Annotated in this window: 15 protein-coding genes; 5 read left to right on the forward strand and 10 right to left on the reverse strand. The window is 36.4% G+C overall.

The genetic code is table 11. The features are described 5' to 3' along the window. Positions 1-10: 10 nt before the first annotated feature. On the reverse strand, positions 11-499 hold the full coding sequence (locus tag N0K73_RS02340) for a DUF3013 family protein (protein ID WP_112249954.1): 489 nt from the start codon (positions 497-499) through the stop codon (positions 11-13). 169 nt (positions 500-668) lie between these two features. Between N0K73_RS02340 and N0K73_RS02345 the strand changes: the two genes are divergently transcribed. The 5 genes from N0K73_RS02345 to N0K73_RS02365 all read left to right on the forward strand — a co-directional run bounded on the left by N0K73_RS02345 (position 669) and on the right by N0K73_RS02365 (position 7,129). Continuing rightward, on the forward strand, positions 669-1,628 hold the full coding sequence (locus N0K73_RS02345) for a nucleoside hydrolase (RefSeq protein WP_284068602.1): 960 nt from the start codon (positions 669-671) through the stop codon (positions 1,626-1,628). 18 nt (positions 1,629-1,646) lie between these two features. Next, positions 1,647-2,006, forward strand: coding sequence for a hypothetical protein (locus N0K73_RS02350; RefSeq protein ID WP_112249958.1), 360 nt, complete (start codon positions 1,647-1,649; stop codon positions 2,004-2,006). Between the two features lie 110 nt (positions 2,007-2,116). Beyond that, on the forward strand, positions 2,117-3,658 hold the full coding sequence (gntK, locus tag N0K73_RS02355) for a gluconokinase (protein ID WP_112249960.1): 1,542 nt from the start codon (positions 2,117-2,119) through the stop codon (positions 3,656-3,658). Between the two features lie 21 nt (positions 3,659-3,679). Then, positions 3,680-5,032 (forward strand): gluconate:H+ symporter, encoded by a 1,353-nt coding sequence (locus N0K73_RS02360; protein WP_057973607.1) that lies wholly within the window; start codon positions 3,680-3,682, stop codon positions 5,030-5,032. A gap of 114 nt (positions 5,033-5,146) precedes the next feature. Further along, positions 5,147-7,129, forward strand: coding sequence for a cation:proton antiporter (locus tag N0K73_RS02365; protein ID WP_112249962.1), 1,983 nt, complete (start codon positions 5,147-5,149; stop codon positions 7,127-7,129). Positions 7,130-7,170: 41 nt separating this feature from the next. On the opposite strand, the gene N0K73_RS02370 is transcribed toward N0K73_RS02365, so the two are convergent. The 9 genes from N0K73_RS02370 to truB all read right to left on the reverse strand — a co-directional run bounded on the left by N0K73_RS02370 (position 7,171) and on the right by truB (position 17,156). After that, a complete protein-coding gene (locus tag N0K73_RS02370; RefSeq protein ID WP_430869441.1) occupies positions 7,171-7,692 on the reverse strand; it encodes a DNA-3-methyladenine glycosylase I in 522 nt (173 codons plus the stop codon). 97 nt (positions 7,693-7,789) lie between these two features. Then, complete coding sequence (locus N0K73_RS02375) at positions 7,790-8,281, reverse strand: GNAT family N-acetyltransferase (RefSeq protein ID WP_225416476.1); 492 nt, start codon at positions 8,279-8,281, stop codon at positions 7,790-7,792. A 109-nt stretch (positions 8,282-8,390) separates the two neighbouring features. Beyond that, positions 8,391-10,232 (reverse strand): translation elongation factor 4, encoded by a 1,842-nt coding sequence (gene lepA / locus N0K73_RS02380; protein WP_057973610.1) that lies wholly within the window; start codon positions 10,230-10,232, stop codon positions 8,391-8,393. A gap of 123 nt (positions 10,233-10,355) precedes the next feature. Next, entirely contained in the window at positions 10,356-11,492 is a 1,137-nt protein-coding gene (gene dnaJ, locus N0K73_RS02385; RefSeq protein ID WP_057973611.1) for a molecular chaperone DnaJ, read from the reverse strand. A gap of 125 nt (positions 11,493-11,617) precedes the next feature. Then, complete coding sequence (gene dnaK, locus N0K73_RS02390; protein WP_112249964.1) at positions 11,618-13,453, reverse strand: molecular chaperone DnaK; 1,836 nt, start codon at positions 13,451-13,453, stop codon at positions 11,618-11,620. Between the two features lie 25 nt (positions 13,454-13,478). Then, positions 13,479-14,075: a nucleotide exchange factor GrpE gene (grpE, locus tag N0K73_RS02395; protein ID WP_057973613.1), complete on the reverse strand. Its 597-nt coding sequence runs from the start codon at positions 14,073-14,075 to the stop codon at positions 13,479-13,481. Between the two features lie 17 nt (positions 14,076-14,092). After that, positions 14,093-15,136, reverse strand: coding sequence for a heat-inducible transcriptional repressor HrcA (hrcA, locus tag N0K73_RS02400; RefSeq protein WP_057973614.1), 1,044 nt, complete (start codon positions 15,134-15,136; stop codon positions 14,093-14,095). Between the two features lie 162 nt (positions 15,137-15,298). Further along, the gene (gene ribF / locus N0K73_RS02405) at positions 15,299-16,234 is read right to left on the reverse strand and encodes a riboflavin biosynthesis protein RibF (protein ID WP_112249966.1); all 936 of its coding nucleotides are present in this window, start codon (positions 16,232-16,234) and stop codon (positions 15,299-15,301) included. A gap of 16 nt (positions 16,235-16,250) precedes the next feature. Further along, positions 16,251-17,156, reverse strand: a complete 906-nt coding sequence (gene truB, locus N0K73_RS02410; RefSeq protein WP_112249968.1) for a tRNA pseudouridine(55) synthase TruB — start codon at positions 17,154-17,156, stop codon at positions 16,251-16,253. Positions 17,157-17,188 lie beyond the last annotated feature (32 nt).

Below are 17,188 nucleotides of genomic sequence, written 5' to 3' on the forward strand. Positions count from 1 at the left end.
TGACGTCCTCCTAAAATTTTGGGTATACCAAACGCATACTTTTTTGTGTACTTTGTGCTTTTTGAATCTTTTCAAAATCACTAGCCGACCAACCTAGTTCGAAAAATTCAGCGTCATCATCGTTCAAGAAATCTAGCAAATCACTTTGACCGTTATCTAACACCACTTGTAAATAGTTAATAAATGCGGCACCTTCTGAGTGTTCCCATCCAGCTTTGCCATCAAATGGTAACGTAACTAAATAATCTTTTTCAACTTCTTTTGGATCAAAACGCTCTACATCATATAATAATATGGCATCTCCAAATGATATGATTGGTAACTCAGAGTTAATACCCTCTATATCTAAAATTGCTTGTTGCGATTTATTTTCTGCATAAAATGTTAAATCTACCGTAAAAGTGTGATCCTTTTTTTGCCAATCTAACTCGATATCGCCATCAAAATCTATTTTTGGCAATTCTTTCTTTAAGTAATCTAATAATGTTTCTTGTGCCATGCCGTCACCTCATATTTAACTATATTTTAAATACACTAACTATTGTTTAGTTCTCAATTTTTATTATAAAGCATTGTTGCCATTCATGCATTAAATATAGGGGGAAACGATAACAATTTGTCGTTTTTTTTGGTAAACTGAAGTTATAAAATATTGAGGAGGTTTTATTATGGGAAGAAAAAAAATGATTTTAGATTTAGATACCGGAATTGACGACGCAATGGCAATTGCTTATGCGCTTGCTAGTGAGGAAATTGACTTAATTGGTATCGTGGGATCTTATGGTAACTTGCAGATGCTAGATGGCGTTCAAAACAGTTTGAACTTACTTTCACTATTAGGTCAACCCAATATTCCAGTTTATCTTGGCGAAAAGCACTCAATGACAACGCAAACTTTTAACACTATGCAAATTAGCCAAGAAATCCACGGTATGAACGGTATAGGCGATATTACTATTCCAAAATCTGACCAATCACCTCATCCAGGATCTGGTATTGATTTCATAATTGACTCTGCAAAAAAATTCCAGTCAGATTTAATTATCGTCCCAACTGGACCATTAACAAACTTAGCGTTAGCCATTAAGCAATCACCTGAAATTGAAACGTTAATTGGTAAAGTCGTTTTAATGGGAGGCGCCTTAACAATTCCCGGAAACGTCACACCCGTGGCCGAAGCAAATATTAATCAAGATCCTGAAGCAGCAAATGAGGTTTTTCAAAGCAAGTTAACAATTACAATGGTTGGTCTAGATGTGACACTTAAAACACTTTTAACAAAAAAAGAAACACAAGAATGGCGACAACTCAATAGTACTTCGAGTCGTGCCTTTGCTGATATCGTTGATTATTATATTGAAGCCTACGCAAATCTAAAAACTAATTTGGATGGTTGCGCACTTCATGACCCACTTGCCGTCGCAGTTGCGATAGATTCCTCTTTGGTCACAACATTGCCAATTAATATGAAAGTTGACACAAAATCGCCTTTCAGTGGGCGAACAATTGGTGATGAAAGACGCTTGAATTCAAATGAAGCCACAACGGATGTAGCAGTGGCCGTTGAAACGGAACGTTTCTTATCCATATTTATGACAAAATTATCAACTTTATTTTCAAAAAATTAAATTTAATGAGGTTCATTCATGCAATATCTAGGTCCGTTTATTATCTTGGTTTGGTTTATCATGACAACCATGATTTATATGTCTACAAAAACAAAACGTCGCAAATTTTCGTATAAGTCTCTATTTTTTGGTTCATTAGCCTGGGAAAAAAATAGTCGCAATTGGCTTTTAATATTAGGCTTATTCTTACTTGTTAGTTTGAACCCAATCACGGATACCTTTGTTTTTCTGATATTACTTGGTTGTTACATCATTGTTCTCGCAGGCACAGGTTTATTATTGCATCGCGGTAATCATCATCAACATATCCAAGCGCTCTTTTTTTCAATCTTTTTAATTGGCTTAGCTTGTTACCCACTCCTATCAAATCTTAGATAGAGGTTAATTAGTTGCTTTATAATTCTCTAAAGAAGATAATGTAAGCGTTAACCAACTAATTCTTTAAAAAACATCGCCCACAATACTATTTAATTAAGGAGATTTCTACTATGCCATACATGATCGGTGTCGATATCGGAACAACTAGTACGAAAGCAGTTTTATATGATCTTAAAGGTAGCGTAATTGAATACGCAAACATCGGCTACCCTCTTTACCAAGAAGAGGATGGAATGGCTGAGCAAGATCCTGAAGAAATTTACGCTGCTGTAACTGAGGCAATTACTCAGGTCAACAAAAAAGCAAATCTTAGTTCTACCGATTTAAAAGGTGTCGCGTTCTCCGCTGCGATGCATAGCTTAATATTACTCGATAAAAATCACAAACCTCTTACACGATCAATCACTTGGGCTGACAATAGAGCCAGCAAATGGAGTGATGATTTAAATGAGTCAGGGATTGGTCATGAAATTTATCTCAAAACCGGAACACCTATCCATCCAATGTCACCGTTGTCGAAATTAATTTGGTTAAAAAATGAAAAACCAGATTTATTTGGTCAAGCAGCCTACTTCGTTGGCATTAAAGATTATATTTTATATCAATTATTCGATCGACTCGTTATTGATCATTCTCTAGCATCAGCAACAGGTTTGTTTAATATCTTTAATTTAGATTGGGATGAACAAGCACTATCAGTAGCCGGAGTTACGCCTGAGAAGTTACCAGAATTAGTCGAGACAACTTACCAATTAACGGGACTCGATAAAGAATTTTCTAAAAAAACGGGTATTAGTCGTAAAGTACCATTTATTATTGGCGCAAGTGATGGTGTCCTTTCAAACCTTGGTGTCGACGCTATTGATCCAGGCGTTGCAGCCGTTACAATTGGCACAAGTGGCGCAGTCAGAATGGTTATTGATCATCCCGTTACGGATCCTAAAGGACGTTTATTCTGTTACGCGCTCGCAAAAGATAAATGGGTTATTGGCGGGCCAGTTAATAATGGAGGGATTGTCTTCCGTTGGTTGAGAGATGAGATATTTACGCCCGAAAAAATTACCGCTGAACAAATGCAGATTGATCCATACGAAATCATTACCCAGATTGCCGAAAAAGTCCCTGCTGGATCCGATGGTCTACTCTTCCATCCTTATCTTGGTGGCGAACGTGCACCTCTTTGGGATGCAAATGCCAGAGGTTCATTCTTCGGATTAACACGACAGCATACACGTGCACATATGGCACGTGCCGTACTCGAAGGAATTGTCTTTAATTTGGATATGGTTATGTTAGCGTTAACCGAAGTTTCTGGAAGTCCAACTAGAATTCAAGCAACAGGCGGATTTGCCCAGTCTTCATTATGGCGTCAACTATTGGCCGATATTTTTGAGCAAGAAGTCACAATTCCTGAAAGTTTTGAAAGTTCTTGTCTTGGTGCGGCCGTTTTAGGTATGGAAAGTTTGCACTTAATTGCTGATTTGTCAGCCGTTGAAAATATGATTGGTTCGACGCATGTTCATCAACCACAAAAAGAAAATTTTGAAGTCTATCGTGAATTGTTACCTATTTTTGTTCGCTTAAGTCGATCATTAAGTTCTGAATATAAAAACATTTCTGATTTCCAACGTAAGCATTATCATCAAATCTAGTACTACTGGGGGAAAGTTATTATGCCACTTTTAATCGTTTTTATTGGAATTTTATTTTTACTTTTATTAATTATTAAGTTTAAGTTAAATACATTTGTTTCATTAATTATTACATCATTTGTTGTTGCCATTGGCTTGGGGATGCCGTTAGATAAAATTACAACTTCCATTGAAAATGGAATTGGTAGTCAGTTAGGCCATTTATCATTAGTCTTCGGATTTGGTGCTATGCTTGGTAAATTAGTAGCAGATTCGGGTGGTGCTTACCGAATTGCGACTACCTTAATTAATCGTTTCGGTCGAAAATGGATTCAACTCGCTGTTGTATTAGCGTCATTTATTATTGGTATCGCCTTATTCTTCGAGGTGGGTATTGTTTTATTAATTCCAATTATTTTCGCAATCGCAACAGAATTGGGTATTTCAATCTTATACCTTGGGATTCCCATGGCAGCTGCACTTTCAGTTACTCACGGATTCTTACCTCCTCATCCGGCGCCAACGGCCATTGCATCGGCTCTAAATGCTAATGTGGGGATGGTTCTTATTTATGGTTTAATATTAGCCATTCCTGTGACATTAATTGCGGGACCACTCTTTGCGGTCGTTGCCCAAAAATATATTCCTTCAGCATTTAAACAAAAAGGTAATTTGAGCGCATTGGGGACACAAAAGGAATTTAAACTTGAAGACACGCCTAGTTTTGGAATGAGTACGTTAACATCATTATTCCCCGTTATCATTATGGCCATTTCAACAATCTACGATATGGTCGTTAATAAAGGAATACGGCCAAAAAATCCAAACTCAGTAGATTCATTCTTTATGTTTATCGGTGCTCCTGGCGTGGCTATGCTTCTCTCACTGTTGTTTGCTATTTACTCAATGGGATTCGCACGCAAAATACCCGTTAAAGATATTATGTCATCTCTTGAAGTAGCCGTTAAACAAATTGCAATGTTACTATTAATTATTGGTGGTGGTGGCGCATTTAAACAAGTACTTGTCGACGGTGGCGTTGCAAATGTTATCTCAAAAATGTTTGAATCATCTTCATTATCTCCACTTTTCTTAGGCTGGTTAATTGCTGCGCTACTGAGAGTTTCTCTTGGCTCCGCGACGGTTGCTGCATTGACTGCAGCTGGTCTTGTTAGTGGATTAATGGCAGGTACAGGTGTTGATCCAGCATTAATGGTAATTGCAATTGGTTCTGGTAGTTTAATTGCCTCACACGTTAATGATGCCGGTTTCTGGATGATTAAAGAATACTTTGATTTAACTGTTAAAGAAACGCTTGCAACATGGACGGTTCTGGAAACAGTCGTTTCCGTCTCCGGACTTGGTGGTGTCATGATTATTAATTTGTTCGTATAGTAAATGAAAGGACTAAGTTATTTTCAGATAACTTAGTCCTTTTTATATGTCGTTAAATCCCGACATGTGTTAATATAGAGTCCATTCTAAAAGAAGTTGTCGGAGGATTTAATTATGAGTTCCTTATCTATTATTTTATTACTACTTGGTGGCGTAGTTATCGCAAACGTATTTGCCATTAAATTTCCTAGAATCCCACAGGCCTTTTACCAAATCGGTATTGGTTTAGGATTGTCATTATTACCACTTTTTCAACATTTCGAACTAAAACCAGAATTATTTTTTATGATGATTGTTGCGCCCATTATTTTTAATGAAGCACAAAATACGTCTAGGCGTGCATTGGCCAAAAATATTTTAGCAACACTTTCACTGGCCATCGTGCTAGTTGGGCTGACCATTGTTGTCACGGGATTTCTAGCTCACACCTTCTTGCCAGAACTTTCTCTTGCTCTAGCATTTGCGTTAGCCGCAATTGTTACACCCACGGATACGGTTGCCGTTTCTTCAGTGACAAAAAATTTACCGATTCCTGAATCAATGATGAATATGCTAGAAAATGAATCATTGTTCAATGACGCATCCGGTATTGTTGGCCTTAATTTAGCCTTAACGGCTTTTGCCTCCGGTACATTTTCTATAAATGAAGGTCTAAACGCTTTTAACGCATCATTTTTCGGTGGTCTTTTAATTGGTGGTTTTCTGGGCCTCATATTCGTTAGAATACGATTGACTTTGTTAAGTTGGCATATTGAAGACACTGCCGTTATGATTCCCATTGAAATCATAACGCCTTTTCTCATTTATTTTATCTCTGAAGAATTTGGTTTTTCAGGTATTTTAGCTGTCGTAGCCGCAGGATTAATTCACGGCGTTCAAAAAGACCGTTTAAGGTTATCTTCAACTAAACTACAGTTTGTCTCAAGTAGTCTCTGGAAGGTGTTAACAGATGCCTTAAATGGCTTTGTCTTTGTTGTTCTAGGTTTAACATTACCAACAGTCACATTAGATCTATTCAAAGGTTCGGGGTTCAATTCATTAATTTTATTCGCCATCAGTTTAGGTATTTACGCCGTTATGACGTTAATGCGCTTCTTATGGGCCCGTTTCGCATTAAATATGTCATCAATAAAAGATAATTTAACATTCGCCTTGAGCGGTATTCATGGAACAATTACACTATCAATGGCCTACTCATTACCATTAATAACAATTTCAGGTGCCCCATTTCCGATGAGAAATGAAATTATTTTTATGGCAGCACTTGTTATTTTGATTAGTATGATTGTTCCAACGCTTTTGTTACCTCGTCTGATCCCTAAAAAGAATGAACTCGCTATTCCAGAAAATACGAGTCATGTTCGTTCTCAAATGGTTGTTTATACAGTCGAACAGCTTAATATGACGACGGTTCCCAGCCCAGAACGTCAAATAGTCATTGAAACATTATATAATCAACAGAATTTTTTAAAACGACCCAAAAAGAATGATTTTTATGAACTATTAGAAAAAACGCAAGAAATTGAAGAAAATATTTTACGCGAACTACTATCGAGTGGTCAGGTTTCAGAAAAAATGGTTACATGGTACGAGAAATTTTTAGTTACCACCTATCAATCAACACGTGGATTTTCATTAAAAAATTTATTCATGCATTTAAAATTTTATTTACTACGCTTATTTAAAAAACTTGCAATCAAAAAAGGAAAGAGAGCTTTATCTCAAGTTACAGAAGATCAAAAATCTGCCTTTAAAAAATATTACAGTAGCACCAAAGACGAATTTATTTTAATGGAAGAATCTGGCTACCAGGCCGCAATCACCTACTTAACATCCATTACAACTGTTGAAAATTCTATGACTGTCACCATGGTCAGACAATTTTTATCAGTCCGTCACAGACGTTCATTTTCAAATGAAACTGAACTTATTTCACAAAATAATATCTTCATAAGTGCCTTCCAATTAGAATACAATTTTGTGCAACTTCAATTGGAACAAAATCTAATATCACGAGAAACAGCTAATTCACTTCGAGAACAAATTTCATACGACGAGATGGTTTACATGCAAAATACGGACTCATTCTCATCATAAAAAAAGGTAACTAGATTACAGTTTAATCTAGTTACCTTTTTTTATTCATTTAATACGTTGTCCTGAACCATTCCGCCAGCTTTCATGAACATATACATAACAATCGGCCCAACATATGTAAAGCCATGTTTCTTCATATCCACAGCAACCGCTTTTGATAATTCACTACTTGTTGGTACTTCGTCGCGTTCAGTATATTCATTTACCAAAGGCTTATCATTAACAAATTTCCATAAATAATTTGAAAAACTACCAAAGTCTTTTTGAATGGCTAAAACTGCTTGAGCATCATTAATCGTTGCGTTAATTTTTCGTTCATTCTTAATCATGTCACTATCTTTCAACATAACTTCTATTTCGTCAGGTAATATCGCGGCCACTCGTTCTACGTCGTAATCATAAAAATATTTTGCAAAAACGTCTCGTTTTCCGGCAATCATCTTCCAATTCAAACCTACTTGAAAAATACCAATCGTCAATAATTGAAATAGCTTGGAATCCTCATACGTCGGTTTCCCCCATTGTTCATGATACCAATTCCAACTTTTATCTGTCTCCATCATAGTCACTCCCCTTTAATGACTTTAGTGTACAAAAAAAAGATGAATACAACAAGCAAGTTGTACTCATCCTGGTATTTTAAGTATTATTCTCCGATAATTAAATAATCTTAACCATGTTAAACCACTCTGCTCCGCCATGCTTAGATAAAGCCATTCCTTCATTTTTAAAGCCATGTCTTTCATAGAATCCAATAAGTTCGCGTAAACACGTCAGAGTAACCGCTTGTCGCTTATTAGATAACGCATTTCCTTCCATAGCTTTAAGTAGCTGATCCGATATTCCCTGATGCTGATACTTTGCAGAAACAGCTAAACTTAAAATACTCTGGAATCCTCCGTTCGCAGGGTTTACGGTCGTTTTTATAAATAAATCATCTGTTAAATATCGTTGATTAACGACTGGCCCATTAATAAAACCTATGACCTTATTATCTTCGTTGCGAGCAACAAAAAATGTATCCGTAATATGCTCGATTCTTTCGGCAATTGCTTCTTTCGTTGCCGCCTGTCCCGGAACAAATCCAGCTTCTTCAATTTTGAATATATCTAATAAATCATCCGGGTTTGCATTGGTTATTTTAATAGTCAACTTAAAAAATCCTCCAGTACATTTATTCATTGAAATACAAAAAGACTGAATTGAGATGAACCCAAAATAAAAACCAGTCTTTTATATACTAATATTTAATTTAAAAAATCTATTTTTTCTTAGTTTCTTCCTCTTCGTCAATCTTCAAGACAGCCATAAACGCTTCTTGAGGAATCTCAACGTTACCAACTTGCTTCATTCGTTTCTTACCAGCTTTTTGTTTTTCTAAAAGTTTCATACGGCGTGTACGATCACCACCATATAACTTAGCCGTAACATCTTTACGGTAAGCTTTAATATTGGTTCTCGCAATAATTTTTTGCCCAGCCGCAGCTTGGACTGGAATTTCAAACATTTGACGGGGAATTAATGTCCGCAGTTTGTTGACAATTCCCTTACCGCGTTCAAATGAGAAATCCCGATGGACAATAAAGCTTAAAGCATCAACTGCTTCACCATTTAATAAGATATCAACTTTAATTAAATCACTTGGACGATAACCTTCTTCTTCGTAATCAAGAGAAGCATATCCACGCGTATTTGATTTTAACTTATCGAAGAAATCAAAAATAATTTCCGATAAAGGCATATGATAAATAATGTTGACACGAAATTCATCTAAATAGTCCATGGTATCAAAAACGCCACGTTTTTTCTGGCAAAGTTCCATAACTGCACCAACGTATTCATTAGGTACCATGATACTTGCCTTCACATATGGCTCATTAATTTGTTTAATTGATGATGGTTCCGGCATTTCAGAAGGATTAGAGACAATTAACTTCTCACCATCAGTTAAATCAACATGATAAATAACGGATGGTGCCGTCGTTATCAAATCTAGCCCAGATTCACGTTCTAAGCGTTCTTGAACAACATCCATGTGCAACAACCCTAAGAACCCACAACGGAACCCAAATCCCAAAGCTTGAGACGTTTCTGGTTCAAACTGCAGAGCAGCATCATTCAACTGTAATCTTTCAAGCGCTTCACGTAATTCATTATATTTTGAATTATCAACAGGATAGAGTCCACAGTAAACCATCGGATTAATTGCACGATAACCGTCTAACGGTTCAGTAGCAGGATTATCTGCTGATGTTACTGTATCACCAACTCGCGTATCACGAATATCTTTAATTGCCGCCGTAATATAACCAACGTCACCAGCCATTAAGAATTCACGGTCAACGGCCTTAGGTGACATAACGCCAACTTCTGTGACTTCGTATTTTTTCTTACTATTCATTAATTCAATCATATCACCAGGTTTTACAACACCATCAACTACTCGGATACTTAAAACAACACCACGGTAGCTATCATAAATTGAATCAAAAATTAATGCCTTGAGCGGTTTCTTTAAATCACCACTTGGTGCAGGAATTTTTGTAACAATTTGTTCAAGCATCTCTTCAATACCAATGCCATTTTTTGCACTCGCTAAAACGGCATCAGAAGCATCTAATCCAATAACATCTTCAATTTCTTTTTTCACCATTTCAATATTAGCAGATGGTAAATCAATTTTATTAATGACTGGTAAAATTTCAAGATCATCATCGATTGCTAAATAAACATTTGCAAGAGTTTGTGCTTCAACCCCCTGAGCAGCATCAACAACAAGCACAGCTCCCTCACAAGCAGCTAAACTTCTTGAAACTTCATAAGTGAAATCGACATGTCCTGGTGTATCGATTAAATGGAAGATATATGTTTCACCATCTTTAGCAAGATAATGTAACTCAACCGCATTTAATTTTATTGTAATACCACGTTCTCGTTCAAGATCCATTGAATCCAATAATTGATTCTTCATCTCACGTTTCGTAACTGTATCAGTCATCTCAAGGATACGATCCGCAAGCGTTGATTTTCCGTGATCAATATGTGCCACAATCGAAAAATTACGAATATGTTTTTGTCTGTCTTGCATTTCTTCAAAATCCATTAATTGCGTCCTACTTTCTTGTCTCTATCTTTTTCAAGTATAACAATCAACACGGGTAAACACAATTACAGTTCTTGTACAAAAAAATAGAATCATCTCATTAAGACGATCCTATCTTCCGATTTATTTTTTTCCTTTAAATTGATCTTTTAACTTATCAAACAAGTTACCTTCACCAACAACATTTTTGCCGCTAGCTGTAGCAAACTCTTTTAAAGCTTCTTTTTGTTCTTTTTTCAAGTTACGAGGCGTTTCGATATTAACCGTCACTTGTTGGTCACCGTTACCTTTACCATGTAACTTAGGTGCCCCCTTATCACGTAATCTAAATGTTGTTCCTGTCTGAGTTCCAGCTGGAATTTTCATTTTAACGTCACCGTGTACCGTTTCAACCGTCACTTCGTCACCCAAAGCAGCTTGAACGAAACTTATCGGAACATCAATATAAATCTCAGATCCTTCGCGATCAAAAGTTCCACTAGCTTGGACTCTAAAGATAATGTACAAATCTCCATAAGGCCCGCTATTCTCGCCCGCTTCACCTTGTCCTTGTAGACGCATTTGTTGACCATCTTCAACGCCGGCAGGAACGGTTACTTTAACTTCATGTCTTTCGTCAGTATGACCTGAACCATGACAAGTTTCACATTTTTCTTCAATTTCTTTACCTGAACCATGACAAACGTCACATTCTTGTTCAGTCATCATATTGCCAAGTGGTGTCCGACGCTCAACTTGAATTGTGCCTCGTCCGCCACACTTGCGACATGTAATTGGAGATGTTCCAGGTTTTGCACCAGAACCGCCACAAGTGGCACAAAGACTTTTACGATTGTATTTGATTGTTGATTCCTTACCAAAAACACCTTCGTTAAATGTCAATGTCATCTCGTATTGTAAATCACGTCCTGCACGCGGAGCAGTTGGGTCTTGAGTAGCACCGCCACCGAAAAATGAACTGAAAATATCTTCAAATCCACCGCCGCCAAATCCACCTTGTTGGCCTTGACCACCAAAACCTCGGTAGCCACCACCTTGTGATCCAGCTGAACCATATTGGTCATATTCAGCCTTCTTTTGTGGGTCCCCAACAGTCTCATAAGCTTCAGTAATTTCTTTGAATTTATCTTCCGCACCAGCATCTTTATTAATATCTGGATGATATTGTTTAGATAACTTACGGTACGCTTTTTTTATTTCCTCAGGTGATGATTCCTTAGTCACACCAAGTACATCATATGGATCTCTGTTCTCTGCCATTCCGTACCTCCGAATAACCTTTTTGGTTTTTATTGCTCTAAATAGGATAACATGCCTAACATGAAATAAAAAGTCAAAGTCCCAAAGGCCTTTGACTTTCTATCATGCTTAGAATTTGGTAAAAATTATTTCTTGTCTTCAGGTTTAACTTCTTCGAAGTCACCATCGACCGTTTCATCCTTAGGGTCTTTAGCTGCGCCTTCGGCACCAGCTTCACCTTGAGCATCTTGTGCTTGTTGATATAATTTAACAGTTAGGTCTTGAACGATTTTATTCAATTCGTCTTTCTTGACTTTCATATCTTCAACATTGTTATCTTCTTGAGCTTTCTTCAAAGCATCACGAGCATCTTCTGCAGATTTAATTTCTTCTTCAGTTACTTTACCTTTTAATTCTTCTAAAGTTTTATCAACTGAGAATAATAATTGGTCAACTTCATTTTTCAAGTCAACTTCTTCTTTACGTGCTTTATCAGCTTCTTCATTTTCTTTAGCTTCGTTAACCATGCGTTCGATTTCGTCTTCTGCAAGACCACCTGAACTCTTGATTGTAATTTTTTGTTCTTTGTTTGTGCCTAAATCTTTAGCAGAAACATTAACAATCCCATTTTTATCAATATCAAATTTAACTTCGATTTGAGGGATGCCACGAGGTGCAGCAGGAATATCATTTAATTGGAAGCGACCCAATGTTTTGTTATCTGTAGCCATTGGACGTTCACCTTGTAAGACATGGATATCAACGGCTGGTTGGTTATCTGCGGCTGTTGAGAATGTTTGTGACTTACTTGTTGGAATTGTTGTGTTACGGTCAATTAACTTAGTGAAGACACTACCCATTGTTTCAATACCCAATGAAAGTGGTGTTACATCAAGTAAAACGACATCCTTAACATCACCAGTAATCACACCACCTTGAATTGCAGCACCAAGTGCAACAGCTTCATCAGGGTTAACTGATTGGTTAGGTTTATGGTCTGTTTCTTTTTCAACTAATGCTTGAACTGCTGGAATACGTGTTGATCCACCAACCAAGATAACTTGATCAATATCAGCATTTGTTAAACCGGCATCCTTCAAAGCATTTTGAACTGGAATACGTGTACGTTCAACTAATTCTTGTGTTAAGTTATCGAATTGTGCACGTGATAATGTTGCTTCTAAATGTAAAGGTCCAGCAGCACCGGCTGTGATAAATGGTAAGCTAATTTGTGCACTAGTAACACCAGAAACATCTTTTTTAGCTTTTTCAGCAGCATCTTTAAGACGTTGCATTGCCATTTTATCTTTTGATAAATCAATACCATTTTCTTTTTTGAAAGTATCAACTAACCAGTCCATGATTTTTTGATCAAAATCATCGCCACCAAGTTTAGTATCACCATTTGTTGATAATACTTCAAAGACACCATCGCCTAATTCAAGGATAGAAACATCAAATGTACCACCACCTAAATCAAAAACAAGGATTTTTTCATCTTTTTCAGTATTTTCAAGACCATATGCCAAAGCTGCTGCAGTTGGTTCGTTAACAATACGTTCAACTTCTAAACCGGCAATTTTACCAGCATCTTTTGTAGCTTGACGTTGTGAATCATTGAAGTATGCAGGAACTGTAATAACAGCTTGTGTTACTGATTCGCCTAAGTATGCTTCAGAATATTCTTTAATGTATTGTAAAATCATTGCTGAAACTTCTTGTGGTGTATATGATTTACCTTGAATATCAACTTTATAGCCTTCTTCACCCATGTGACGTTTAATTGATGCCACAGTATCTGGATTTGTGATTGCTTGACGTTTTGCAACTTCACCGACTTGTGTTTCGCCATCTTTAAATGAAACAACTGATGGTGTTGTACGGTTTCCTTCTGGATTTGTAATAATTTTTGCTTCTTTACCTTCTAAAACAGCAACAGCTGAGTTAGTTGTTCCTAAATCAATTCCTATAATCTTTGCCATAATTTATCTACCTCTTCTTATATTATTATTGAGCGACAACGACCATTGCTGGACGTAACACTCTATCTTTTAATTTGTATCCTTTTTGAAGGACTTGAACAATTGTATCTGCCTTCTGATCATCAGAAGCAGGAACAGTTTGAACTGCTTGATGAATAGTTGGATCGAACATAACGCCATCAGTTGCAATTTCAATCACGTCATTATTAGTTAACGCTTTTTGTGCATCTTTGTAAACTAATTCGATACCTTTTTTTAGTTGCTCGCCATTTTCAGTATCGACCTCAATTGACAACGCTCTTTCTAAATTATCGATAACAGGCAAAACGTCTTTAGCTAATGACTGTCCACTATACTTCAAGAGTTGTTCTTGTTCTTTCTTAAAGCGAGTATTCATATTTGCCATCTCAGCTTCTGCCCGTAAATATTTATCTTCCATTGCATCTAGATTGACTTGTAATTCAGCCAACTTATCCGCATCAGAAGGTTTTTTACTAAATTTTTCTTTTACTTTATCAGTAACAGAACTTTTTTTCTCATTTTGATCAGTTGTTTCATTAGCTTGATGTTGCTCTTGTGCAACATCTTCCTCAACTAAATCTTCTTTGGCATCCTTAACCACACACAACACCCCTTTTCTTATTTATCAAATTGTTGATAATAATCTAATAATTTTTTTGCAAGCTCATCACTGAATGCATCGAGTAAACCAATCATCTTTGAATATGGCATATTTGTTGGACCCAATAACGCAATAACACCCTGACCGTGGTCGCTAACATCATAACTAGCTGATATTAGACTATAGTTATCAAGTAATTGATTCGTTAATTCCTCACCAATCTTAATTTGAATGGGTTTACCTTGAATGCCAATCAAATCACCAATATTCTTATTATTCGATGTATCTACTAAATCATACAGTGATTTTAGCTCATCCACGTTACTGTCAGTTGCAAAATCTAAAATATTAGATTTACCGCCAACAAATACCTGTTCACGTGCCGCCTGCTTTAAAATATTGCCAAAAACGTCTAAAATGCCATCCGGTCTACGCATATAATCAACCAACATAACCGGAATACTTGTCCTTAGCTTCATAGAAATTTCGGCTAACGACAACCCAATTAATTGATCGTTCAACAACCTCGTTACAGCTTCCAAATCTGAACCATTAATTGATTTAGGAATGCTAAACGTTTGATTTTCAACGACACCACTACTCATAACAAGAATAGCCATAATTCGGTGATTTCCTAGTGGAACTAATCGGAATCCTTCGAGTCGACTCTCCGTTGTTTCAGGTCGTAATGAAATTGCCGTATAATTCGTCAAATCTGAAAGAATCTTAGTTGATTCCGCAAATATTTCATCAATCTTTTGAAAATGAACGCCAAGAGAATTCTGAATATTCACCAGTTCTGCCGCCGGAACAACTCCGGGTTGAACAATATGGTCTACGTAATAACGATATCCTAAAAACGAAGGGATGCGTCCTGAAGAAGAATGCGTTTTTTTAATTAACCCTTTATTCTCCAAGGCAACCATTTCATTTCTTATCGTTGCCGAACTAACATGCATTGGCAAAAAGTCGACGACCGATTTAGAACCAACCGGCTGCCCAACTTCTGTGTAAACTCTGACAATTGCTTCTAACACTAACATTTGTCTTTCCGTTAGCATGATCAATCACCTCTTTTTAGCACTTAGCACAATAGAGTGCTAAGACAACTATTAATATACTAAATGTTTAGATTGTTGTCAAGGAATGCACTCGTTTTTTTAAAGAAAATGACTGACTAAATATCTCTATTTGGTCAGTCATTTATGATTTATTTAGATTAATTAATTAAAATAAGTATTTGTCATTTTTTTATCTTGATTTAACTGTGAGATTAATCCATCAATCCCATCAAATTTAATTTCACTTCTCAAATATGACAGCCATTCGACCGTTACCTGTTGACCATAGATCATTTCATTAAAATCAAACAAATTAATTTCAACGGTTAATTCACGATCTTGCCCAAATGTGACATTATATCCGATAGATGCCATTCCACGATACCAGACACCAGATACCTGGACCCTTGTCACATAGATTCCAGGTCCCGGAATTCGAATATGCTCGTTAAACTCTAGATTCAACGTCGGAAACCCAAGTTCTCTACCCCTGGCTTCGCCATGAACAACCTCACCAATCGTTTGATACTCATACCCTAACAATCTATTCACATCGTTTATCTGCCCTTTATCGATAGCAGCCCTAATTCTAGTTGAACTTATCTTTTGATCTTCAGATATCAATTCAGGTACAGTTACAACCTCAAATTGTTGATGAGCATACTTGGCCAATGTATCCATATTAGCAATATCTTTTTTACCATAAGTATAATCAAACCCAGCAACAACAACTTGTGCATGCAGATCAATCATATACTTGGTAACAAAATCCTGTGGTGTTAAACTTGCCAAATCATTGTTTAACGTTAGGATATAAAAAATATCAACACCTAGTCCCTCCATTAATGAAATTTTCTTTTCCATTGAGGTTAAGTATTTAATACTTCGTTCAGGTTTCTTTTGAAATTGAACCGAAGGATGCTTATCAAACGTCATCACCGCAAGTTTAATTTTCTTTTCGTTAGCTTTTTGTTTAGCCTTTAATATTACTTTTTGATGTCCTAAATGAACGCCGTCAAAAAAACCCATAGCAAGTGAGATCGCCTCGTCATCAATTTTTTTAGGATCGTATGGCTCAGTTAAATAAATAACTTTCATATCACAATAACTTCCTTTACCCTAAATCAAACATTGTTTCAGATTGATAACGGTTTTTTTCACTGTTCAATCTATACAAACATCTAATTTTATTTTCATAAACTAATGCAACCATTGGTTCGTCATTAAAAGAATCAATGGCCAAGAAACCACCATTTTTAACAATTGCCCATTGTTCATCAGTTAATTCATACTTTTTAAATGACGTTAATGCAGCGTCAATTGGATATAATAATGATTCCAGCGTTCCATTAGCCTTGGCTTCATTAAGTTGGTCAAGCGTGAAAGCTTTATCAATTCTAAATCCGCCACTTTCCAATCTAGTTAAGTCTGACATAACGGCGGGTACACCCAATTCTTTTCCAAGATCAACAGCCAACGTTCTGACATAAGTCCCTTTACCACAAGCAACTTCAAAATAAATTTTTTGTCTTTTATTTTCGGTATCGTATTCTGCGGGCTTTGTTTGAATAAACGAAGTCACAGTAATTTCTCGTTCTGGTCGTTCAACCGTTTCACCTTTACGTGCATAATCGTACAACCGACGTCCATTAACTTTAACGGCAGAAAACATTGGCGGTATTTGAATCATTGTTCCCGTCATTTGTTTCATAACAGCATCAATTTCATCCGCTTCAAATGGTTTCAAAATATCTTTTTCTTCAATTGTCTCACCATCTAAATCTTCAGTTTCAGTAGAGAATCCAAGCGTAATTTCACCCCTATACACCTTACCAGAATTCATTAAATAGTTTACAGTCTTTGTTGCTTTACCAATACAAATTGGTAAAACACCATCAACGTTTGGATCTAAAGTACCAGAGTGGCCAACCTTTTTGGTTTGAAAAATACCACGACATTTAAAAACACAATCGTGACTAGTCATACCACGTTCTTTGAATAGTGGAATAATTCCGTCCATCTTCTTACCTCCGTTATTATACTTTTAATAGT

Source organism: Dellaglioa algida (assembly GCF_030127605.1).
In the GTDB taxonomy this organism is placed as follows: domain Bacteria; phylum Bacillota; class Bacilli; order Lactobacillales; family Lactobacillaceae; genus Dellaglioa; species Dellaglioa algida.